This is a genomic window from Phyllobacterium brassicacearum (assembly GCF_003010955.1).
GTDB lineage: Bacteria > Pseudomonadota > Alphaproteobacteria > Rhizobiales > Rhizobiaceae > Phyllobacterium > Phyllobacterium brassicacearum.
In genome coordinates this window covers 60,921-83,687 of sequence record NZ_PGGO01000022.1, presented here as the reverse complement: position 1 = coordinate 83,687, position 22,767 = coordinate 60,921, and the positions used below count along the sequence as shown (strand labels likewise).

General features: G+C 58.7%; 24 protein-coding genes. 12 read left to right on the top strand and 12 right to left on the bottom strand.

Annotated features, from left to right (window positions below; translation table 11 throughout):
- A partial coding sequence (locus CU102_RS23030; RefSeq protein ID WP_146146482.1) for a helix-turn-helix domain-containing protein occupies positions 1–523 on the bottom strand: 523 nt, incomplete at its 3' end.
- Positions 524–606: 83 nt separating this feature from the next.
- Positions 607–2,526: a molecular chaperone DnaK gene (dnaK, locus tag CU102_RS23025; RefSeq protein WP_106713433.1), complete on the bottom strand. Its 1,920-nt coding sequence runs from the start codon at positions 2,524–2,526 to the stop codon at positions 607–609.
- 227 nt (positions 2,527–2,753) lie between these two features.
- Between dnaK and CU102_RS23020 the strand changes: the two genes are divergently transcribed.
- Positions 2,754–3,914 carry a zinc metalloprotease HtpX gene (locus tag CU102_RS23020; RefSeq protein WP_106713419.1) on the top strand — a complete coding sequence of 387 codons (1,161 nt, stop codon included), beginning with the start codon at positions 2,754–2,756 and terminating at the stop codon, positions 3,912–3,914.
- Between the two features lie 63 nt (positions 3,915–3,977).
- Here the strand turns inward: CU102_RS23020 and CU102_RS23015 are convergent, their stop codons facing one another.
- Complete coding sequence (locus CU102_RS23015) at positions 3,978–4,964, bottom strand: Gfo/Idh/MocA family protein (protein WP_106713418.1); 987 nt, start codon at positions 4,962–4,964, stop codon at positions 3,978–3,980.
- Between the two features lie 63 nt (positions 4,965–5,027).
- Complete coding sequence (locus CU102_RS23010; protein WP_106713417.1) at positions 5,028–5,918, bottom strand: LysR family transcriptional regulator; 891 nt, start codon at positions 5,916–5,918, stop codon at positions 5,028–5,030.
- A gap of 101 nt (positions 5,919–6,019) precedes the next feature.
- On the opposite strand from CU102_RS23010, the gene CU102_RS23005 reads away from it, so the two are divergent.
- A complete protein-coding gene (locus tag CU102_RS23005; RefSeq protein WP_106713416.1) occupies positions 6,020–7,015 on the top strand; it encodes an aldo/keto reductase in 996 nt (331 codons plus the stop codon).
- A gap of 20 nt (positions 7,016–7,035) precedes the next feature.
- Here CU102_RS23005 and CU102_RS23000 read toward each other — a convergent pair whose 3' ends face one another.
- Positions 7,036–7,821 (bottom strand): helix-turn-helix domain-containing protein, encoded by a 786-nt coding sequence (locus CU102_RS23000; RefSeq protein WP_166648530.1) that lies wholly within the window; start codon positions 7,819–7,821, stop codon positions 7,036–7,038.
- A gap of 126 nt (positions 7,822–7,947) precedes the next feature.
- Here CU102_RS23000 and CU102_RS22995 point away from each other — a divergent pair, with 126 nt between their 5' ends.
- The gene (locus CU102_RS22995) at positions 7,948–8,340 is read left to right on the top strand and encodes a hypothetical protein (RefSeq protein ID WP_133624641.1); all 393 of its coding nucleotides are present in this window, start codon (positions 7,948–7,950) and stop codon (positions 8,338–8,340) included.
- Between the two features lie 202 nt (positions 8,341–8,542).
- On the top strand, positions 8,543–9,355 hold the full coding sequence (locus CU102_RS22990; protein WP_133624642.1) for an aspartyl/asparaginyl beta-hydroxylase domain-containing protein: 813 nt from the start codon (positions 8,543–8,545) through the stop codon (positions 9,353–9,355).
- A gap of 74 nt (positions 9,356–9,429) precedes the next feature.
- Here the strand turns inward: CU102_RS22990 and pheT are convergent, their stop codons facing one another.
- The 7 genes from pheT to infC form a co-directional block, all read right to left on the bottom strand.
- The gene (gene pheT / locus CU102_RS22985) at positions 9,430–11,844 is read right to left on the bottom strand and encodes a phenylalanine--tRNA ligase subunit beta (protein WP_106713412.1); all 2,415 of its coding nucleotides are present in this window, start codon (positions 11,842–11,844) and stop codon (positions 9,430–9,432) included.
- 21 nt (positions 11,845–11,865) lie between these two features.
- Complete coding sequence (locus CU102_RS22980) at positions 11,866–12,276, bottom strand: ASCH domain-containing protein (RefSeq protein ID WP_106713411.1); 411 nt, start codon at positions 12,274–12,276, stop codon at positions 11,866–11,868.
- On the bottom strand, positions 12,273–13,355 hold the full coding sequence (pheS, locus tag CU102_RS22975; protein WP_106713432.1) for a phenylalanine--tRNA ligase subunit alpha: 1,083 nt from the start codon (positions 13,353–13,355) through the stop codon (positions 12,273–12,275). Before pheS ends, CU102_RS22980 begins: the two co-directional genes overlap by 4 nt.
- Before the next feature lie 127 nt (positions 13,356–13,482).
- The gene (rplT, locus tag CU102_RS22970) at positions 13,483–13,884 is read right to left on the bottom strand and encodes a 50S ribosomal protein L20 (protein ID WP_106713410.1); all 402 of its coding nucleotides are present in this window, start codon (positions 13,882–13,884) and stop codon (positions 13,483–13,485) included.
- A gap of 39 nt (positions 13,885–13,923) precedes the next feature.
- The gene (gene rpmI / locus CU102_RS22965) at positions 13,924–14,124 is read right to left on the bottom strand and encodes a 50S ribosomal protein L35 (protein ID WP_106713409.1); all 201 of its coding nucleotides are present in this window, start codon (positions 14,122–14,124) and stop codon (positions 13,924–13,926) included.
- Positions 14,125–14,318: 194 nt separating this feature from the next.
- A complete protein-coding gene (locus tag CU102_RS22960; RefSeq protein ID WP_106713431.1) occupies positions 14,319–14,936 on the bottom strand; it encodes a methyltransferase family protein in 618 nt (205 codons plus the stop codon).
- A 77-nt stretch (positions 14,937–15,013) separates the two neighbouring features.
- Complete coding sequence (infC, locus tag CU102_RS22955; RefSeq protein WP_106713408.1) at positions 15,014–15,550, bottom strand: translation initiation factor IF-3; 537 nt, start codon at positions 15,548–15,550, stop codon at positions 15,014–15,016.
- A 212-nt stretch (positions 15,551–15,762) separates the two neighbouring features.
- Here infC and CU102_RS22950 point away from each other — a divergent pair, with 212 nt between their 5' ends.
- The 8 genes from CU102_RS22950 to trpA all read left to right on the top strand — a co-directional run bounded on the left by CU102_RS22950 (position 15,763) and on the right by trpA (position 22,733).
- A complete protein-coding gene (locus CU102_RS22950; RefSeq protein ID WP_106713407.1) occupies positions 15,763–16,569 on the top strand; it encodes an alpha/beta hydrolase in 807 nt (268 codons plus the stop codon).
- 13 nt (positions 16,570–16,582) lie between these two features.
- The gene (locus tag CU102_RS22945; RefSeq protein ID WP_106713406.1) at positions 16,583–17,728 is read left to right on the top strand and encodes a benzoate/H(+) symporter BenE family transporter; all 1,146 of its coding nucleotides are present in this window, start codon (positions 16,583–16,585) and stop codon (positions 17,726–17,728) included.
- Positions 17,729–17,845: 117 nt separating this feature from the next.
- The gene (locus CU102_RS22940; RefSeq protein ID WP_106713405.1) at positions 17,846–18,292 is read left to right on the top strand and encodes a DUF2852 domain-containing protein; all 447 of its coding nucleotides are present in this window, start codon (positions 17,846–17,848) and stop codon (positions 18,290–18,292) included.
- Positions 18,293–18,408: 116 nt separating this feature from the next.
- Positions 18,409–19,167, top strand: coding sequence for a M48 family metallopeptidase (locus CU102_RS22935; protein ID WP_106713404.1), 759 nt, complete (start codon positions 18,409–18,411; stop codon positions 19,165–19,167).
- A gap of 16 nt (positions 19,168–19,183) precedes the next feature.
- Entirely contained in the window at positions 19,184–19,825 is a 642-nt protein-coding gene (locus CU102_RS22930; protein WP_106713403.1) for a YdcF family protein, read from the top strand.
- A 58-nt stretch (positions 19,826–19,883) separates the two neighbouring features.
- Complete coding sequence (locus CU102_RS22925) at positions 19,884–20,543, top strand: phosphoribosylanthranilate isomerase (protein ID WP_106713430.1); 660 nt, start codon at positions 19,884–19,886, stop codon at positions 20,541–20,543.
- 97 nt (positions 20,544–20,640) lie between these two features.
- On the top strand, positions 20,641–21,891 hold the full coding sequence (trpB, locus tag CU102_RS22920) for a tryptophan synthase subunit beta (protein ID WP_106713402.1): 1,251 nt from the start codon (positions 20,641–20,643) through the stop codon (positions 21,889–21,891).
- Positions 21,892–21,893: 2 nt separating this feature from the next.
- A complete protein-coding gene (trpA, locus tag CU102_RS22915; protein ID WP_106713401.1) occupies positions 21,894–22,733 on the top strand; it encodes a tryptophan synthase subunit alpha in 840 nt (279 codons plus the stop codon).
- Positions 22,734–22,767: the final 34 nt, after the last annotated feature.

Genomic DNA, 22,767 nt, shown 5'->3' with positions numbered 1-22,767 from the left:
ACGACTTGCGCTTTTTTGGCGCTGGTTGTTCCCGCGTTAAGGCCTCCAGTTTTTTTAGGAAGGCGTTCTCCATGCGCAGATAGCTCAGCTCCGCCAGCAACTCTTCGCGGCTCTTTTTATCATCGCTACGCGAAGCGTCCGGTTCTTTGGGCACTGGCGGTTCGGGCATGGATCGGTGCCTTCCTCTGCGGCGCGGGCTCAGGGCGTCAATACCACCCGTTTTATAGCGTCGCTCCCAATCCGGCAGGCAACTCCTATTGCGGATGTTGAACAACGCCGCCGTCTGGCGATACGACAGCCCATCCTCCCACATTCGCTGGAGAACCGATAGCTTGAACGCAGCATCGTAGTGGCTGAACTTCGTCGCAAGCCCCGCGGCCCCGTGCGCCTCGTAGCTTGCTACCCATTTGCGAACCGTCGCATGGTCCACTCCGAAATGCCCGCCAACTTCCCGAGCGCTCCGCTCGACCTTCTGATAAAACGCCACAACAGAAAGCTTAAAAGCAACGCTGTGTTTGGACATGCAAAACCCCCGAAGGTTGATGTCCAACTTTCGGGGGTCAGTTCAAAATGGCCGGGCTTTTTCGTTAGTTGTGGCGTGAGAAATCAGGCGGACTTCTTCTTGCCGTCTTCGTCGATCTCCTCGAAGTCGGCATCGACGACATCGTCATCGGCCTTCGCCGTAGCGTCAGCTTCGCCGCTTTCGGCGGCAGCTTCAGCCTGCGAGGCTTCGTACATGGCCTGGCCAAGCTTCATGGACACTTCGGCCAAGGTCTGCGTCTTCGCCTTGATGGCGTCGGCGTCATCGCCTTCAGCTGCGGTCTTCAATTCCGCAAGAGCGGTTTCGATCGCCTGCTTGTCCTCGGCCGAGACCTTGTCGCCATAATCCTTGAGCGACTTCTCGGTCGAATGGATCAGAGCTTCAGCCTGGTTCTTCGATTCGACGGTCTCGCGACGCTTCTTGTCGCTCTCGGCGTTGGCTTCGGCGTCCTTGACCATCTTTTCGATGTCGGCGTCGGAGAGACCACCGGATGCCTGGATACGGATCTGGTGTTCCTTGCCCGTGCCCTTGTCCTTGGCCGAGACATTGACGATACCGTTGGCGTCGATATCGAACGTGACTTCGATCTGCGGAACGCCGCGCGGTGCTGGTGGAATGCCGACGAGATCGAACTGGCCGAGCGCCTTGTTATCGGCAGCCATTTCGCGCTCACCCTGGAAGACGCGGATCGTCACGGCGGACTGATTGTCCTCGGCCGTGGAGAAGGTCTGCGACTTCTTCGTCGGGATCGTCGTGTTACGTTCGATCAGACGGGTAAAGACACCGCCCAACGTTTCGATGCCGAGCGAAAGCGGCGTAACGTCGAGCAAGAGCACGTCCTTGACGTCGCCCTGCAGAACGCCGGCCTGAATGGCCGCACCCATGGCAACGACTTCGTCCGGGTTAACACCCTTGTGGGGTTCCTTGCCGAAGAAGGCCTTCACGATTTCCTGGATCTTCGGCATACGGGTCATGCCGCCGACGAGAACCACTTCGTCGATCTCACCAGCCTTGAGGCCGGCGTCCTTGAGGGCCGACTTGCAGGGGTCAACGGTGCGCTGAACCAGGTCGTCGACGAGGCTCTCGAACTTGGCGCGCGACAGCTTCATCGTCAGATGCTTCGGACCTGAGGCATCGGCGGTGATGAACGGCAGGTTGATTTCGGTCTGCTGTGCGGACGACAGTTCGATCTTCGCCTTTTCAGCAGCTTCCTTGAGGCGCTGCAGGGCGAGCTTGTCGTTCTTCAGGTCGATGCCCTGCTCCTTCTTGAACTCGGCTGCGAAATATTCGACCAGACGCATGTCGAAGTCTTCACCGCCAAGGAACGTATCGCCATTGGTCGACTTCACTTCGAAGACGCCATCACCGATCTCGAGGATCGAGACGTCGAACGTACCGCCACCAAGGTCGTATACGGCGATCGTCTTGCCTTCCTTCTTGTCGAGGCCATAGGCAAGGGCCGCCGCAGTCGGCTCGTTGATGATGCGCAGGACTTCGAGGCCTGCGATCTTGCCCGCATCCTTGGTTGCCTGACGCTGGGCATCATTGAAGTATGCCGGAACGGTGATGACGGCCTTTTCGACCTTTTCGCCGAGATAGGCCTCCGCCGTTTCCTTCATCTTCTGCAGGATCATCGCTGAAATCTGCGAAGGGGAGTATTTCTTGTCGTGTACCTCGACCCAAGCATCGCCATTGTCGCCTTTGACAATGTGGTACGGAACAAGCTTCTTGTCCTTTTCGACAGTCGGGTCATCAAAGCGGCGGCCGATAAGGCGCTTGACCGCAAAGACGGTTCCTTCCGGATTGGTGACAGCCTGACGCTTGGCCGGCTGGCCCGCGAGGCGCTCATCGCTATCCGTGAAAGCGATGATCGAAGGCGTCGTACGAGCGCCTTCCGCATTTTCAATGACCTTTGCGTTCTTGCCATCCATGACAGCGACGCAGGAATTGGTCGTTCCCAAATCAATACCGATAACTTTAGCCATTACTTCATCTCCATTCAGCAGGCTGCCGGGACCTCTGCCGAGCATTCCATTCAGCAGCCCCTAGGGGGTTTCAACAATTCAGGACCGCTGAGGCGGGCGGTACTTACAGTGTCGTGGGCTATATAAGAAGGGGGAAATTACCATGCAAGTCAGAAGAAGCTGCATTTGCACGCATAATCACCTTAAAAGACTCGGCAAACCGTGTTTTTAGCCCCATATATCCCTCCATGACCGACGACACCCTTCACCTCCATACACCCGGACACCAGCGAAGCCGGCTGATCAATACGCTGCATACGTGGCTGCTCCTGGCGGGCAGCCTTCTCCTGCTTATCGTCTGCGCCTGGACGCTGGCTGGGCCCGCGGGCATCATCTATGCCTTCGTGTTTGGCGGGATCAGCCTTTTTGCCATACGCCGCATCAGTCCGCAAATGGTACTGAAGATGTACAAGGCCCGGCCGGTCACCCAAGCGGAGTTTCCACAGGGTCTGGCGATCGTCGATGAGCTCGCGCGCCGCGCTGGCCTGCCGGCGGCACCGAAGCTGCACGTGATCCCCTCGCGCATGATGAACGCCTTTGCCGTCGGGCGGCGGGACAATGCGATCGTTGCCGTAACCGACCAGCTGATACGGGCACTCACAGCACGCGAACTCACCGGCGTCCTGGCGCATGAGATCAGCCACATCCGCAATGAAGATCTCAAGGTGATGGCGCTCGCCGATACCGTGTCGCGGTTCACTTCGCTGATGTCGACGATCGGAATTGTTTCGCTGCTGTTCAATATCACCTGGCTTGCCAGCGGGGCGCCACCGCAGGTCCCATGGCTCGGCGTCCTGGTGCTTCTGTTTGCACCGACTATCGGCGGTCTGCTGCAGATGGCGCTGTCGCGTACCCGCGAATTCGATGCCGATCTTGGCGCCGCCATGCTCACCGGCGATCCTGACGGTCTGGCGGGTGCTTTGATTAAACTCGAGAAGGCGCAAGGCAAGGTCTGGGAAAACCTCATCCTGCCGGGCGGGCGTATCCCTGACCCTTCAATCCTGCGAACCCATCCGCTGACTGAAGACCGCGTGGCCCGGCTCAATTCGCTGAAAGAGGCATGCGCCGTCGTAGCGCGCGGCGACAGCATGCCGGAAGACATTCTCGCCGGGCTGTCGCTCAAGCCACAGGAGCACATTCGTACCCGGCCGCGTTCAGTGCCGCAGATCGGTCAGCAATATGGGCGCTGGAACTCCAACAATCTGGAAATCCTGTCCCTGATCAATACACAGGCAATGGTTCCGGTCGTCGCCGATGTTGATGCCGACTGCGAGGCCTGTGCCCAGAGCCTCTACGCACCGGACGGCAAGCCGCGCGTGCATGTGACGCGCGGCGGTGTCTACTGGTAACCACGATAATCCAGCCTAACGGGCACCTGCCTCGTTAGGCTGAATTCTTGAATGGTTTTTGTCTCAGACGGTTTCCCACTTGCCTGTTTCATCGGCACGATAGATCGCATCGATCAGCTTCTGGTTGAGAACGGAATTCTCCAGCGTGAAGACCGGCACATCCTCGCCCTTAGCCGCGCGCGCGAAGGCCTCGACCTGCAGACGGTAGTGATTCACGTCACTGAAATTGTACTCGGTGGCGCTGCTGTGATTGTTGTTGTGAACGGTGATCCTAGCGTGATCATATTTGCCTGTGTTGAACGGTGCCAGCACGTCGATATACCCCTCATCACCGTGGAACACGATCGACTGGCGGGCGGCAAGCTGTGTCGCGACATAGAAGGTCAGTTCGAACCCGTCAAAATCGGCGCGGACACTGGCATAGCGATCCGTACCGAAATCCGGATCGCGCTCGACCGTTGCCGCCACCCGGATAGGCTCCTTGCCGGTGACAAAGCGGGTTACGACCGTCGGATAGACGCCGATATCGGGCAAGGCACCGCCGCCGAGCGACAGCTGGTTGCGCATGTTCCCGGCATCCTTGTTGAAATAGGTGAAGGCAGCCTGCACCCGGCGCAACTGACCGATAGCGCCGCCGGCGATGAGTTCGCGCACCTTCAGCCATTGCGGATGGTAGGTCACCATGAATGCCTCGGAGATCAGAACACCGTTCGAGTCGCGGGCACGCTGCAAGGCGGCGATCTCGCTTGCATGCAAGGAGATCGGCTTTTCGCACAGGACGTGCTTGCCGGCCTCGGCGGCCTTCAAGGACCATTCCACATGCTGGGAGGTTGGGAGGGGAATGTAGACGCCGTCGATCTCGTTCGAGGCCAGCATGGCTTCGTAGGAACCAAAGGCCTGCGGTGCACCGAACCGATCAGCCACGGCACGGGCTTTGGCAAGGTCGCGGCTGGCGATGGCCGACACGACCGAATTCTCCGCGTCGCAAATGGCGGGAATGACCGCCGTTACCCCGATTTTTGCAGTCGACAGAATACCCCAGCGAAACATGATGACATCTCCTTTTCGTCGGCGCGCAACCTAGAGCACTTTGCGCGTCGAAGGGAAGTCATATCAGGGTGAATGCCTGAAGAAATCGATGAAGGCGCGCAACGCCGGTCGCATCTGGCGGCGACTCGGATAATAGAGGTAGACGCCGGGGAAAGGCGCGCACCAGTCTTCGAGCACGCAGCGCAGTCTGCCATCGGCGATGGCTGCAAGCGCCATGTAGTGCAGCAGGAATGCCAGGCCGGCACCGCCCATCGCCGCTTCGATAACCAGCCGGTCATCGCCGAGGATGAGCGGCCCACTCACGTCGATGACGATTTCCTCGCCATCCTTTTCAAACTCCCAGCGATACACCTGCCCGCTGGAGAAGCGCCGGCGGATACAGCGATGCCCGGCGAGATCGCGCGGATGCAACGGGACAGGATTCGTTTCGAAATAGCTTGGTGCAGCGACGATGCTGCCCCGGATCGGCCCGCTCATGGGTACGGCGATCATGTCCGGTTCCAGGCTTTCGCCGAGCCGCATGCCTGCATCGACACCGGCTGCGACGATGTCGTTGAAAGGTTCCTCCACCCGCAGTTCGAGCGTCACGCCGGGGTACGTCTCGCTGAAGGCAGCAAGGCGGGGCGCGAGGAGCCAGTGCGCGGCAAAAGGCGGGACGCTCAGGCGCAAATTGCCGGCGATACGGTTATTGGCCTCCTTTACCGCATCGAGCGCCAGATCAATCTCGCCGAGAGCCGGACGGAGCCGCTTGAGCAGCAATGCCCCCTCTTCCGTCACGGCGACGCTGCGCGTCGTCCGGGCGAGCAGCCGCACGCCAAGGCGCTGCTCGAGGCTGGAAATGGCGTGGCTGACAGCAGAGGGCGCAATGCCGAGCTCCTTGGCCGCACCGCGGAAGCCGCCGCAAGCCGCGACCGTGGCAAAGATGGCGAGTTGAGGCAGGTGAGATCGATCCATTGATCTATACTATAGAACAAGCTGTGAAATCATAAGGCAATTATCGAACACTGTCTTGCGACCTATCTTGCGTCCACCACACCACGACAAGGAGATCAGTGATGGGAAAACGCAAACTCGGAACGGAACTCACCGTCTCGGCGGTCGGTCTTGGCTGCATGGGCATGACGTTTGCCTATGGCGGGCAGGACGAAGCCGACGCTATCCGGACACTGCATCGCGCGGTGGATATTGGGGTGACCTTTTTGGACACAGCGGAGGTGTATGGGCCGTTCGACAATGAAATTCTCGTTGGCAGGGCAATGAAGGGCCGCCGCGACAAGGTCGTGATCGCCACCAAGTTCGGCTTCAAGATCGCCGACGAGGGCGAAGGTCCATCGCGCATGGTGGGTGTCGACAGCCGGCCGGAACATGTGAAGGCCGTTGCCGAAGCATCGCTGGGACGCCTTGGTATCGAACAGATCGACCTGTTCTACCAGCACCGCGTTGACCCGAATGTACCGATCGAGGACACGGTTGGCGCCATGGCCGACCTGGTCAGACAGGGTAAAGTGAAGGCGCTTGGTCTCTCCGAAGCCAGCGCCGCCACGATCCGCCGTGCGCACAAGGTACACCCCATTGCAGCTATCCAGAGTGAATATTCGCTGTGGAGCCGTGATCCGGAAGACGAGGTCCTTGCCGTCTGCCGCGAACTCGGCATCGGCTTTGTACCTTACAGCCCGCTCGGCCGCGGCCTCCTGACCGGAACGATCAACAAGCCTGACGAACTTGGCGCCGATGACTGGCGCAAGACATTGCCGCGTTTCCAGGCCGAAAACATGGATGCGAATGCCTCCCTGATTGCCACGCTCAAGGGGCTCGCAGCGGACAAGGGCGTTACTCCGGCGCAGCTGGCGCTGGCCTGGGTGCTGCATCAGGGCGATTTCATCGTTCCGATCCCCGGGGCACGCAAGATAAGGCATCTGGAAGAGAATGCAGCTGCGGCTGATATCAAGCTCTCTGCTGCGGACCTCGCGACGATCGGCGATGCGCTTTCGCCGACACGTGTCGCGGGCAAGCGCTATACGGATGCCTCCCTGGCACTTGTAAACGGCTGACCCCAGCGGGGCGCTGACGGTCAGCGCCCCGCACTATTGGCTATCGTCCGCGTCGCTTCATCGGCGGGAAAATACTGTTCTATGAATATCCCTTCCGTCAGCACTTCCTGGGCCGAACCAAATGCGGTCAGCGTCGTGATCCAGTTCGTAAGGACCTCGCCGAGACGCAGTTGAACCGTAATGACCGGTGGCGGATTGCGTTCGCTCTCGCCGGCGCGGAGCAATGATGCAAATTCCATCTGATTCTCATATGCAGAAATGCGTTTGGCGAGCCCGCTCTGTGGGCCGTACAGTCTGGCCTCGTTGCGGGCCCGCTTGAGAAAGAGCACCGCCACCTCCGGCCAATTGTCCACGGCCGCTCGTATCGGGCCTGGTTCAAGCACAAGCGCCAGTATGTTCATGCCAGGCGCGATGCTCACACCAAGCGTGCCGGCAAGTCCCATGAAACCAGCATTACCCGCAAGTATGTTGTGATCGGCGTCGAAGGCAACCGCCGGCCACGGCGCATGCCGATCGAGAATCATCTGCAACGTGTTGCGGATCAATGGCGGAAGGCCTGCAACACCCTCACGCTCAACGGAAAGATAGCGTGGCGCGAAACCGGCTGCCGTGAAAAGCTCGTTGCGGATCTTGAACGGGAGTTCCAGCGCCTCGCAGACACGGACAATCATTCCTTCCGACGGGCGGGCGCGACCGGTTTCGAGAAAGGAGAGATGACGGGCGGAAATGCCAGCATCGAGGGCAAGATCCAGCTGGCTCAGATGCCTGTGCCCACGCCACTGTTTCAGTTGATCGCCAAATTCCATCGCGCTGTTTCCCATTCAATACAGATCGCACCGATGCTGCAGTCTGACCATTACCTCAGAGGTAATTGTTTTGCCTACCTGTCTTCTCCAATGTTCGATCATCAACACAAGCAAAGGAAACCGAACATGCTGAATCTAACTTTGAAAGACGGCCTGATGATCAATGCGATCCTGACGGGTATCACAGGCCTCGGCCTCGCACTCTTCGCGGAACTTTCCGCAATCTACCTGATCCCCGGCGCCCCGGTCTGGTTGATCGTAGCGCTTGGTATCGCCCTGGTGGTGTTTGCCATAGATGTTGGCCTGATTGCCCGATGGAAATCCGCATCGGCTCCGCTTGTCGGGTTTGTCTTCGCAGCGGATCTGCTTTGGGTGATTGGTGTTCCGGCAATTCTGGTGCTGATGCCGTCGGCATTCACCGCACTTGGAATTACGGCAAGCCTCGCCGTGACAGTTGTCGTCGCCTGCTTCGCCCTGGTCGAATGGCAGGGTTTGAAAGCGATCGGTTCCGCCAGCTAGGGTGAGTTGACATGGATATGCAGGAGGGCGGACCAAACCGTCCCTTCTCGCACACTTGACAGACGTTTTGCTGTGGGGCCTATTCCTGACCGCCAATGGCGACTTTAAAAAACTCACCGGCGGCGCTATATCGCGCAGATCGATTTGTCTCAACAAGCCGCGCCACCCTGTATCTCATCGCTGGCGCCGAACCTGGAATACCATGGAAAAAGCAACGAAAAAGTCCCTACGCCGTTGGGCTATCGGATTGGTACTCTTGGGCGTCATCGCCTACTTTGTCCCCTATCTGGTGTTCTTCTACCTGATCTGCGGCCTCTATGATTTGTCGCGCAACAAGAATCTGAACCTGCAGGTCGTCGAACAATATTTCTTCGGCAACGGCATGTTCACCTGGCTGCTGTCGCCGCTGAATATCGTTCTCGACATCCTGTCGCTGCCCTACGTCAACAAGGGCGTCTACAAGCTGCAGGACCTGCCGGCCAATTATCAGGCCGAGGTTAAGCGGCTGATCACGGCGACGCAGAAGGAGAACATCGTCGGCCAGTTGCAGGCACGCGCCGAACAGCAGGCACGCAGCATGTTCTTCTTCAAATGGTACGGAAAAGACCAGCCGAGCTTCGCCAACGTTCCGTCCTTCCACGAAAAATACAATTTCGTGAAGACGATCGGCGTGTCGGTCTTCAACAAGAAGAACTCGACGTCGAAGCATTTCGGCCCGATGCGCGCAACGATCCGCGTCCTTTACAACATCAACGACATGAACGACCGCACGGCCTATATCTGGTGCGGTGACACGACGAGCTATTGGAAAGACGACAAGCTATTCATCTTCGATGACACGCTGATGCACCAGTCGGTCAACCAGACCGACCAGACACGCTATTGCCTATTCGTCGATATCCTGCGGCCGTCCTATCTGCCGGGTCTGTTTGCCGCCATCGTTTCGTTCATGGGCGTCGTTCTTAAGGGAAGTAACTCGATCTTCTACAAGAACTGGAAGGTTATCCAGAAATAGCGGTTACGGATCAGACAAAAGGAAAGGGGCGCGATGCGCCCCTTTTTTAGTGGCAGGTCACACTGGCAGAGCCGCTATCCCCGCAACACACCACCGGTCTGTTTGCCAACGCTCTCGACAACGCGCCTCGTCAGCGCTTCCAGGTCCTCATCGGTCAAGGTGCGCTCCACGGGCTGGATCGCCACCTCGATCGCAACAGACTTCTTGCCTTCCCCAAGCGATGCGCCTTCGAACAGGTCGAAGACCTGAACGCCGGTGATCAGCTTCTTGTCGCCGGCAAGCGCTGCCCGGACAATCGCGCCCGCTTCCACCGACTTGTCGACCACAAACGCAAAGTCACGGCGCACAGTCTGGAAATCCGAAAGATTGAGCGCCGGCTTGGTGCGCGTCGCCTTCTGCTTCGGTTCTGGAATGGCGTCGATGAAAACTTCAAAGCCGCAAAGGCTTCCAGAAACATCAAGCGTTTCCAGCGTTTTCGGATGAAACTCGCCGAACGAGCCGAGAATAACCTTGGGTCCAAGTTTGATCGTGCCGGAACGCCCGGGATGATACCAGGCGGGACCGCCGCTTTCGATCTGCAACTTATCAATCGGAGCGCCGCACGCTTCGAGCACTGCAAGTGCGTCGGCCTTGGCATCGAACACGCCAACCGGTCCGATGTTACCCGACCAATGACGGCCCAAGCCTTCCAGCTTGCTCGTGCCACGGCGAACACCGGCAGCAACGCGTCGCTGCGCTTCCGGCGTATTCCCTTCATAGGTGCCGGAGACTTCAAACAACGCCAGATCATTGAAGCCGCGATCGGCATTGCGTTGGGCTGCGGCAAGCAGGCCTGGCAGCAGCGAAGGACGCATGTCCGACATGTCGGCGGCGATGGGATTGGCAAGTTTGAGTTCCGGCTGGCCGCCGCCAAATGCCTTGGCCGCCGTTTCGGAGATGAACGACCAGGTGACTGCCTCCATCATGCCGCGCGAAGCAAGCGTGCGTCGCGCGTTGCGTGTGCGGATTTGCAACGTGGTCAATATCTTGCCATTGACAGCCGCATGGCTGATCAGCGGTTGCGGCTCGATGCGGTCGACGCCATGGATGCGCATGACCTCTTCGACGAGGTCCGCCTTGCCATCGACATCAGGCCGCCAGGACGGGACCACGACATCCACCACTTCGCCGCTCCCCTGCGGCTTGAAGCCAAGGCGAGACAGGATATCGAGGCTCGTTTCAGCCGGAACATCGATGCCGGTAAGACGCTTGACCTCCGATGCGGGGAACTGGACCGTCTTGGGCGTGTGGCCCTTGTAGCCAATGACTTTCGCCTCGGATGGCGTGCCTCCGCAGAAATCGAGAACCAACTGTGTGGCAAGCTCGAGTCCGGGGACCATGAACTCAGGATCGACGCCGCGCTCGAAACGGTAGCGCGCATCGGTGATGATACCGAGCGTGCGGCCCGTGCGGGCAATGTTCATCGCATCCCAAAGCGCCGACTCAATCACGACATTGGTGGTGTTCTCATCACAGCCGGAATGTTCGCCGCCCATAATGCCGCCAATCGATTCGACGCCATCAGCATCGGCGATGACGACATTATCCGGACCGAACGTGTATTCCTTGCCATTGAGACCGAGAATTTGCTCGCCTTCCCAGCCGCGGCGCACGGTAAGGTTGCCGTTGACCTTGTCGGCGTCGAAGACGTGCAACGGCCGGCCGCGGTCGAAGGTCAGATAGTTGGTGATATCGACCAGCGCATTGATCGGACGCAAGCCGATGGCGATCAACCGTTGCTGCAGCCATTGCGGGCTATGAGCGTTCTTGACGCCCTTGACGGTACGCCAGGCGAAGCCGGGGCAAAGATGGGTATCGTCGCCAAGTTCAAGATGAACATCAACCTGCGCGGGTCCTGCACCTTTGACAGGTTCGATCGGCCGCTGCTTGAGTTTACCGAGACCGGCTGCCGCAAGGTCGCGGGCAATGCCGTAGACGCTGGTGCAGTCAGGGCGGTTCGGCGTCAGGTTGATCTCGATGACAGGGTCATCCAGACCGGCATAGGCGGCGAAGCTGGTGCCAACCGGCGCATCTTCGGGCAGGTCGATGATGCCATTATGTTCATCCGACATCTGCAATTCGCGCTCGGAGCACATCATGCCATGGCTCTCGACACCGCGGATCTTGCCGACCGACAACGTAAGGTCGATGCCTGGAACATAGGTGCCGGGAGCGGCGAAAGCGCCGATCAGGCCAGCACGTGCGTTGGGTGCACCGCAAACCACCTGCAAAGGCTTGCCGTCGCCCGTATCGACAGTCAGAACCTGCAGCTTGTCGGCATCGGGGTGGCGGGAAGCCGTCAGCACCTTGGCGATGACAAACGGCTTCAGCGCCGACTTGTCGTCAAGCTGCTCGACCTCCAGACCGATCATGGTCAAGGTCTCGACGATCTCATCGAGCGAAGCCTCGGTCTCGAGATGATCTTTAAGCCAGGAGAGTGTGAATTTCATGATTTCACTCGTTTCTCGAATTTAGCGTTTGAGGATTTCGACCAGGCGAAATCGCTCGCATAAAAGGTCCATGTCCGGCGTAAAGCCGCCGTTGCGACGAAAATAGGTCTCGTGGTCGCGCCGCCACTGTTCGAGCGTGGCCTCACCCTCGCCCTCGTCGCGGGAGAAAGCAGCATCGACTTCATTGAACCGGCGATATGTGATCTCGACCGTCTCGATGACGGCCGCCGGCCGACCTGCCCCATCGAGCACCACATCACGCCTGCCGACCACCGGCTTGTCTGGGTTGTCCTCGGCGTAATCGCGAAGCGCCGCACAGGTCGCCGTTTTCTTGCCGGCAAGCACGAGAGCCAGCAATTCGTCGGCAAGCGCCGGCGAGTCGCCAAAGGCGAAGGTCACCGCGTCCCAGTACTGGTCGGGCAGTTCGCTCACGCGCTCAGGCCCCCAAACAATGTCGGCATGTCGAGCGGGCGGAAACCGTAATGCTGCAGCCAGCGAACGTCGGCGTCAAAGAATGCGCGCAAATCCGGCATGCCGTATTTCAACATGGCGATGCGGTCGATGCCCAAGCCCCAGGCAAAGCCCTGATACTCATCCGGATCGAGACCACCAGCACGCAGGACATTGGGATGCACCATGCCGCAGCCGAGAATTTCCATCCAGTCGGTGCCTTCACCGAATTTCACTTCCTTGCCGGAGCGGTCGCACTGGATATCAACCTCCAGTGATGGCTCGGTGAAGGGGAAATAGGACGGGCGAAACCGCATCTTCAGCGATGGGACTTCGAAGAACGCCTTGCAGAATTCTTCAAGCACCCACTTCATGTTGGCAACATTGGCCGTCTTGTCGATGACCAGCCCTTCGACCTGATGGAACATCGGCGAATGAGTGGCGTCCGAATCCATGCGGTAGGTCTTGCCGGGGATGACAATGCGGATCGGCGGGCGTTGCGCTTCCATGGTGCGTATCTGCACCGGGCTCGTGTGGGTGCGCAGCACGCGGCGCTCGCCGTTCTCGTCCGGATTGAAGAAGAACGTGTCGTGCATCTCGCGTGCCGGGTGGCCTTCCGGGAAATTGAGCGCAGTGAAGTTGTAGTAGTCGGTCTCGATATCGGGGCCTTCCGCGATGGAGAAGCCCATATCGGCGAAGATGGCCGTGATCTCGTCGACGACCTGGCTGATCGGATGGATGCGGCCGCGCTCCGCCGGAGCAGCACGCACGGGAAGGGTCACATCCACCTTTTCCTTTTCAAGGCGCACAGCGATCGCGGCATCCTTAAGTGCCGTCTTTCGCGCCGTAAGCGCTTCGGTGATGCGGTTCTTGAGGCCATTGATGGCCGGTCCCTGGGACTGGCGCTCCTCCGGCGACATCGCACCCAGCGATTTCAGCTTCTCGGAGATCGACCCCTTCTTGCCAAGGGCGGCGACGCGGACGGCTTCGATGGCCGCTTCATCATTCGCTGCCTCAATCTGCGCGGCAAGCACGCTTTCCAGTTGTACCAGATCGTCCATGGTTCTCATCCGTTTCGCGAGTGCGATTTTAAGATCGTTGTCATGCAGAAAATTGAAAAACCCGCGCCAGCCGAGCCAGCGCGGGTTTCCCAAGTCTAGATTTCCGAAATGCTTTGGGAGCGCTGGTTTAGTGAACAGCGCCTTCAAAAGCGTTCGGAGTGGTGTTCTTCAGGTACTCGAGCGCCTTCTTGGCAGAAGCCACGAGCGCACCGAATGCTGCCGGTTCGTGGATCGCGAGATCCGACAGAACCTTGCGGTCAACCTCGATTCCCGACTTCGTCAGACCGTCGATGAAACGGCTGTAGGTCAGGCCATGTTCACGCACAGCGGCGTTGATACGCTGGGTCCAAAGCGCGCGGAACGTGCGCTTCTTGTTCTTGCGGTCGCGATAAGCGTACTGCTTCGAACGATCGACAGCGGCCTTGGCGGTCTTGATGGTATTCTTGCGGCGGCCGCGGAAACCCTCGGCCTGCTTCAGAACTTTTTTATGCTTGGCGTGGGACGTAACGCCCCGTTTTACACGTGCCATGATATGATCTCCTTATTGAGATGGATAACGTTTGCCCGATCAGAGACCGTTAGGCAGGAACTTTTTCACGATTTTCGCATCTGGCTCGGAAAGAACCATCGTGCCGCGTGCGTCACGAATGAATTTGTTCGAACGTTTGATCATGCCATGGCGTTTGCCAGCGGCGGCGGCTTTGATTTTGCCAGTTCCGGTGATCTTGAACCGTTTCTTGGCAGCAGATTTGGTCTTCATCTTGGGCATTTTGCTACTCCTGATTTCTTGAGGCCCATGCCGCTTCTGCGAAACGACCGCCTCTTGTTTTTGACTTCAGGCCGACCAAAGCCTGAAAGCATACAAAACCGCCACGGCATGCCCTGCCGGGCGGTTTGAACGGGTGCTTATTACCAGAAGTCACGAAAAGCGCAACTGTTGAATCGTCTGAGCCGGCGAAAAGCTCAGTAAAGCCGCAGCAGCACCGGCAGCACGTGGGTTACCTGTAGATATTCAACGAACTCCAGCAACGGATAGGCGATGAAGAACACCAACCCATCGAAGAATGTCTTGTAGAGCATCGACGCCCTGACGCTCAGGACGTCCGCTTCCTTATAAAGGGAAAGCTTCGGGAAGAAGCGTGGTACCTCGCGCTTGTAGGCCTTGTACGTCTCCCCGAACGTATTCTCCAGATAACCTTCTTCGGCCAGTATCACCAAATGGAAGGCCACATAGCAGAGGACCGCAAGGGCGAATGCTACGGTCAAGCTGCCGGTCAGCATGCCTATGCCGGCCGCTCCCAAAGTGCTGAACACGTAAAGCGGATTGCGACTCATCGAATAGGGCCCGAGGCGGACGATCTCCGCACTTTTGCGGCCACCGATATAAAGCGTGCACCACATCCGGCCGAGAATTGCGAGGACGATCGCTCCGATGCCGAAGTCCTCGATATATTCGTGGATCCAGTCATTGCTCCAGGCCGAGCGGATGGTGAGCAGCGCGAATAGAATCAGCGCGATAATGATCGCAATCACAATGCGCCTGCGGCGTTGGAACCGCGACATGTCTTCGGGAGAGGTCAGTGCCATTGCGGCCTCGAATTTGATCCTTCAACAGAAAAGCCGCCCGAAGGCGGCTTTGTTCAGCGATGTCGGCGCTGTTAGCGCGGCGCCAGTACCATCATCATCTGGCGGCCTTCGAGCTTTGGCTCGGCCTCGACCTTGGAGATATCGACCGTATCTTCCTTGACCCGGTCCAGAAGACGCATGCCGAGTTCCTGGTGTGCCATTTCACGACCGCGGAACCGCAATGTAACCTTGACCTTGTCACCCTCGTCGAAGAAGCGCTTGATCGCCTTCATCTTCACGTCATAGTCATGCGTGTCGATGTTCGGGCGCATCTTGATTTCTTTGATTTCGACCGTTTTCTGCTTCTTGCGCGCTTCGGCAGCCTTCTTCTGTCCCTGGTACTTCAGTTTCCCAAGGTCAACGATCTTGCAGACCGGCGGTTCGGCATTGGGCACGATCTCGACGAGATCTAGACCAGCCTCATCGGCCATGGCCAGTGCTGCCTGAATGGTAACGATGCCGTGGTTTTCACCTTCGGCATCAATGAGCTGTACCTGGGGTACCCGGATATCACGGTTGGAACGCGGTCCATCTTTCTGGACCACCTGTGCTCTAAAGGGTCGGCGAATGGCAGTAGTCTCCTTGAATTATTTCGGTCACGCAAATAGCACCGTCAGACCGCAGCCGCAATGCTTCTGTGCGCTGACCCATGCCAATATCATCTTTTTCGGGATAAATCACTCCGATCAAACATAGGATTATTTCAGATTTATGCAATGTTACAGGCTTTATCGATTTGATCTGGCGTGGCAAAAGGCTCGGGTCAGGACCCTAACCATCGATGGGAGTCGCGCACATGATTGCATCCCCGGCACAGTTCATTGAGGTCGATGGCACAAGTATCGCGCTACGTCACCGTGCTGGCCGTGGACCCGGCATCGTCTGGCTCGGCGGCTACCGCTCGGACATGCTTGGCACCAAGGCCGAATGGCTGGATCGACACGCCTCCGATAAGGGACTGGCATTTCTGCGGCACGATTATTCCGGCCATGGTGAGTCCAGTGGAGAATTCCGCGACGGCACGATCTCGCTGTGGCTGCAACAGAGCCTGGCCGTCTTCCGGCAATTCTCGTCCGGCCCGCAGATCCTCGTCGGTTCCTCCATGGGCGGCTGGATTGCCCTGCGCATGATCCAGGAGTTGCAAAAGTCGGGCGAACGCGAAAGGGTCGCAGGTCTCGTCCTGATTGCGCCTGCGCCGGATTTCACGTCGGAACTCGTGGAGCCGCAACTGACGCGCGACCAGCGCCAGCAAATCGCCGATCGCGGTTATATGGAAGAACCATCGGATTATTCGCCCGAGCCCTACATCTATACCAAGGCGCTGCTTGAAGACGGCAAGACCAACCAGGTTCTCAAGGGCGTGATCCAGACAGACTGCCCCGTCCACATCCTGCAAGGTATGGAAGACGAGGATGTACCCTACACGCACGCGTTGCGGCTGGTGGACCACCTGCCCGTCGACGATGTGACAATTACGCTTGTGCGCGACGGCGATCATCGCCTGTCGCGCCCGCAAGATCTTGAACTTCTTGACCGAACGGTGTCTTCAATGGTTGACCGGTCGAAAACCCGCCAATCCCTCCAATAGGCTTCCCCGCTCCATGCGCTTTTCCGTGATCGCGTCTGCCGTCGTCGCTGCCGTGGTTGGATTTGGCGGAACGCTTGCTCTCATCATCGCCGCGGCGCAGGCGCTCGGCGCCACACAGGCCGAAACTGCAAGCTGGGTGACTGCATGCTGCCTCGCGATGTTCCTTGCTACCGGCTATCTGAGCTGGCGCTACAAGATGCCGATTATTGCTGCATGGTCGACACCTGGCCTCGCCCTTATTGGCGGTTCGATGGGCTTTACGATGCAGCAGGCCGTCGGCGCCTTCATCGTAACCGCCATTGCGATCATCCTCACCGGCCTGGTAAAGCTGATTTCAGTTCTCGTTTCGAAAATCCCCGCGTCTATTGCCTCGGGCATGCTGGCCGGCGTTCTCTTCGCCTTTCTTACCGGCGCGGCGCGAACGATACCGATTGATCCGCTCTTCGTGCTGCCACTTATCGCATTGTTCTTCGTCATCCGCCTGTTCAATCCCGCGATGGCCGTGCTTGCCGCGCTGTTTGGCGGCGTCCTTTACGCCTTTCTGAGCGGACGCGTGGCGAGCGTCCCCGGAATCGAGCTCTCGACGCTTACACTCATCATGCCGGTATTCGACGCGAGCGCGATGATTGGCCTGGCGCTGCCGCTCTATCTTGTCACCATGGCATCGCAGAACTTGCCGGGCTTTGCGGTGCTGCGTGCGGCGGGCTACGAGCCGCCGGCCGCAGCCGCACTCCAAGTTACCGGGCTTGTTTCCCTGATTACAGCGCCCTTCGGCGCCCATACCAGCAACATGGCGGCGATTTCCGCTGCGATCTGCACCGGACCTGATGCCCACCCCGATCCGGGAAAACGCTGGATGACCGGTCCGTTCTACGCCCTGTGCTATCTGATCTTTGCCGTTTTCGGAGCGTCGCTGGCTGCCCTCTTCGCTGTCCTGCCTGCCCCGTTGATTGCTCTCGTTGCGGGCCTCGCGTTGATCGGTGCATTCACCAATGCCATGTCCCTGGCTCTCAAGGTAGAATCCGAGCGGCTGGCAGCGATCGTGACCTTTGCGGTCACCGCATCGGGCATCAGCATTGCCGGCATCGGCGCTGCGTTCTGGGCGCTAGTGGCGGGACTGATCGTTGTTTTCATCGATCACGCAAAGAAATATCTCTGATTTCAACGCCTTGTAGCATTTGAAATCACACTTTCTTGAAAAGGCGCAAATCCTTTCCCATGTCGATATCAATCGACCAATCGGGGTCGGGGCTTTCTTTATAAGGAAGGGCTTTCGATGAACAATGCTGCTTTGATCCGGCCAGGCTGGACCCCGGCAACCATCGCTCTGATGATTATCGGTTTCATGCTGTTCTGGCCACTTGGCTTGGCCATGCTTGCCTACATCGTCTGGGGCAATCGTTTTGGTGGCTTCAAAAGCGAAATGAGCAACGCGACAGACAATTTCTGCGGAGCGTTCCGCCGCAACCGGCGTTCGCACCATTTCGGCAGAGGTCCGTTTGGAACCGGCAATATCGCCTTTGACGAATGGCGTGAAAAGGAGCTGGAGCGCCTCGACGAGGAGCGCCGCAAGCTCGATGAAATGCGTGGCGAGTTTGAAGAGTATGCGCGTGAATTGCGCCGTGCCAAGGACCGCGAAGAGTTCGACCGCTTCATGGCCGAGCGTAACGCCAAGAAGCCTTCCGGCTCCGTTCCCGGCGTGAACGATACGGACGGCGAATAACTTCGCGATCAGTTCCCTCCAGTCCTGAATGCGGTCTATAAGATAGAAGCGGCGCCTCGCGGCGCCGCTTCTTGTTTTGTCTCACTGCTTTTGTTCGAATCAATTAATGTGATTACATGATCCTGTCGCTGTTCCGGAGCCTGCCAAAAAAATCCGCAACACTCAAAGCCGAGCGTAGCTACGAGGTTGCGGGCCGTATCCTGCCGCTGCGCGTGATGGAAAATCCGCGGGCAACGCGCTTGACCTTGCGCATCGATGCGGGCGGCAAGGGCCTTCGCATGACCGTGCCTCCGGGCATGCCGACCCGAGAGATCGACAAGTTCCTGACGCGGCATGAAGGCTGGATCGAAACGCGCATCGCCAAGATGCCTGATCAGCCCAAGGTGCGTCCGGGCGTCAAGATCCCTGTGCGCGGTGTTCCGCATCTCATCGTGCACGAGCCCGCCAAACGCGGAACAGTCCGGCAGGAAAACGGTGCAGACGGTCCACTGCTGATCGTTTATGGCGACCGCCCGCATCTGGCGCGGCGGGTTGGCGATTTCCTGAAACGCGAAGCTCGCCGCGACCTCGAAATACTCGTGGCACGACACACGGCGACGGTCGGGCGGCACGCCAAGGTCATTCGGCTCAAGGACACGAAGAGCCGCTGGGGCTCCTGCACATCCGACGGAACACTTTCGTTCTCGTGGCGCATCATGATGGCGCCGCCACCGATCATCGACTATCTGGTCGCGCATGAAGTGGCTCATCTGAAGGAAATGAACCACGGGCCAAAGTTCTGGAAACTGTGCGGCGAGCTTTGCCCTGATACGGAGCGTTGCAAGGCATGGCTGAAACGCAACGGCGGCGCATTACAGGCCATCGATTTCAGCTGATGCGTGGTCGAGCCTCATGAAACTGTCGGTTTCCCCGGCCGTCCTGCTGGCGGCCCGCACCCTATGGGATTTCCATATCATCTATGACGATCTGTCTGAAGCCGACCTGATCATTGGTCTCGGCAGCTACGACCTGCGGGTTGCCGATCATTGCGCGGAACTGTTTCGCCGAGGTTTTGCAAAGCGTGTCCTGTTCACGGGCAAATCCGGCAACTGGACGGGAAACCTGTACGAAGGAACCGAGGCAGATGCGTTCGCTGCGCGCGCCAAGGAGTTGGGCGTCCCGGAAGCGGTCATCATGATCGAACCTGCAGCTACAAATATCGGCGAGAACATCCGGTTTTCGCGGGCCATGGCCGGGAGTGATGTGCGCCGCATCATCATTGTCACAAAACCGCAGACGCAGCGCCGCGCCCATGCGACGGCTCGGGCGCAGTGGCCGCAAGTCGTGGCGTTGGTAACGGCGCCCCCTACCCGTTTTGAGGATCAGCCAACCGAGGCCTATCCACTCGAGATGTTCATCCACGAACTGGTCGGTGACGTGCAGCGAATACGCGACTATCCGGCTAAAGGCTTCCAGATAGCGCAATCCGTCCCTGCATCTGTCGCGGACGCGTTCGATTTCCTTGTCAAAGAAGGCTATCACCACCATCTCTAACTATTGATCCATGCGCAAAATCCTCGACTTTGACGCATTTTCGTGCGAGTGGCGGCTGATGAGCCTTGATATCAAGATATGCGGGTTGAAAACCGACGAAGCCGTTGCAGCAGCGCTGGACGGCGGCGCATCGCATATCGGCTTCATTTTCTTTGCAAAAAGCCCGCGCAACGTCGATCCAGCCGAGGCTGGTCGCTTGCGGCAGGCTGCCAGAGGACGCGCCAAAGCGGTTGCTGTCACGGTCAACGCGGACAACACATTCCTCGATCAGATCGTCGCCGCGATGAATCCCGACATGCTGCAACTGCACGGAGAGGAAAGCGTCGCCAGAGTGGAGGAAATCAAGGCACGCTACGGGCTTCCGGTGATCAAGGCCTTCGCCCTGCGCGAACGCAGCGACCTTGACCAGATTGCGACCTATGTCGGCGTCGCTGACCGCATGCTTTTCGATGCCAAACCGCCGAAGGGATCGGAGCTCCCGGGTGGGAATGGCGTTTCTTTCGAATGGCAGGTACTGAGCGGCCTTGACGCCTCCATCGATTACATGCTTTCCGGTGGTCTCAATGCGGGCAATATAGGCGATGCGCTGAAAGCAAGCTTGCCGAACGGCGTCGATATTTCATCCGGTGTCGAGTCCGCGCCGGGCGTAAAAGATGTTGGCCTGATCGGGGAATTTTTCCGGGCCGTGCGCGCCGCCAAAAGCGCCGATGCGGCCTGAATCAAATGCGGTCGTTTCAACGAAACGACAGGGAGTGCCAGGACAAGAGGCCGTCGTTTCGACGAAACGACAGGGAATGCAACGAACGGAGTGAGCAGTGAACACGGTGGTTGAGCCCAATTCATTCAAGACAGGTCCAGATGAAGAGGGCATGTTCGGCATTTTCGGCGGGAGATTTGTCGCCGAGACCCTGATGCCGCTGATCCTTGAACTGCAACAGGCCTATGACGACGCGAAGAACGATCCGTCCTTCAAGGCAGAACTCCAGGCATTGTCCACCCATTATGCCGGCCGTCCGTCCAAGCTCTATTATGCCGAAGGTCTGACGCGGCATGTGCGCCAGCTCGCCAAGGATCAGGGTCTTGATGGCGGCGCCAAGATCTATTTCAAGCGTGAAGACCTGAACCACACGGGCAGTCACAAGATCAACAATTGCCTTGGCCAGATCCTGCTAGCCAAACGCATGGGCAAGACCCGTATTATCGCAGAGACCGGCGCCGGTCAGCATGGGGTTGCTTCCGCCACGGTTTCAGCGCGGTTCGGCCTGCCCTGCGTCGTCTACATGGGCGCAACGGACGTCGAGCGGCAGAAGCCGAACGTCTTCCGCATGAAACTGCTCGGCGCGGAGGTCAAGCCGGTCTCTTCGGGCCACGGCACGCTGAAGGACGCCATGAACGAGGCCCTGCGCGACTGGGTTTCGAATGTCGAGGACACCTATTACCTGATCGGTACGGCCGCTGGCCCGCATCCCTATCCCGAACTCGTGCGCGATTTCCAGTCGGTCATCGGTACCGAGGCACGCGAACAGATCCTGGAACGCGAAGGCCGCCTGCCGGATACGATCATCGCGGCTGTCGGCGGCGGTTCGAATGCCATCGGCTTGTTCCATCCTTTCCTTGACGACAAGAGCGTTGAGATCATCGGTATCGAAGCCGGCGGGCGCGGGCTCGACGGCGAAGAACATTGCGCCTCGATGAGTGCTGGCCGGCCCGGCGTTCTGCACGGCAACCGCACCTATCTGCTGCAGAACAAGGATGGCCAGATCCTCGACGGGCACTCGGTCTCCGCCGGCCTCGATTATCCTGGCGTCGGCCCCGAGCATTCCTGGCTGCGTGACACGGGCCGGGTTTCCTATGTGCCGATCCTCGACAATGAGGCGCTGGATGCTTTCCAGCTTACAACGCGCGCAGAAGGCATCATTCCGGCTCTGGAGTCGGCGCATGCAATCGCCCATGCGGTGAAGATCGCGCCGAGGATGAGCCAAGACAAGATCATGATCGTCAACCTTTCGGGCCGCGGCGACAAGGATGTGCACACGGTCGGGCAGCTTCTAGGGATGGACATCTGATCATGACGACGCGTATCGACAGAAAATTTGCAGCGCTCAAGGCCGATGGCCGTCCAGCCCTCGTCACCTATTTCATGGGCGGCGATCCGGATTTTGAAACCTCGCTCAAGATCATGAAGGGCTTGCCGGGTTCCGGCTCCGACATCATCGAACTCGGCGTTCCCTTCTCCGATCCAATGGCCGACGGTCCCGCAATTCAGGCAGCGGGCTTGCGTGCGTTGAAAAAGGGCATGTCACTGACGCGAACGCTGGAAATGGCCGCGCGCTTTCGCGAAACGGACGAGACCACGCCCATCGTCCTGATGGGCTACTACAATCCCATCTACATCTATGGTGTCGACCGCTTCCTGAAGGATGCGGTTGCGTCCGGCGTCGACGGCCTGATCGTCGTCGACCTGCCGCCGGAAATGGATGAGGAATTGTGCATCCCCGCCATTAGGGCCGGCGTTAACTTCATTCGTCTGGCAACGCCGACGACCGACGACAAGCGCCTGCCGAAAGTCCTGCAGAACACATCGGGCTTCGTCTATTACGTATCGATGAACGGCATCACCGGATCAGCATTGCCCGATACGAGCCGCGTGGCAGCGGCTGTCGAGCGGATCAAGAGGCATACGGATCTGCCGGTCGTCGTTGGCTTCGGCGTCAAAACCGCCGAACAGGCCAAGGTGATCGGTTCGGCTGCCGACGGCGTCGTGGTTGGCACGGCCATCGTCAATGCAGTGGCCAATACAATTAACCCCGATGGTTCACTGGTTGCTGACCCGGCCGAGGCAGTTGCCACCATGGTGCAGGGGCTTTCCAGCGGCGTGCGCGCGTCAAGGCTTGCCGCAGCCGAGTAGAAGCCCTAAATCAGCGAAACTCAGAAGAGAAGAA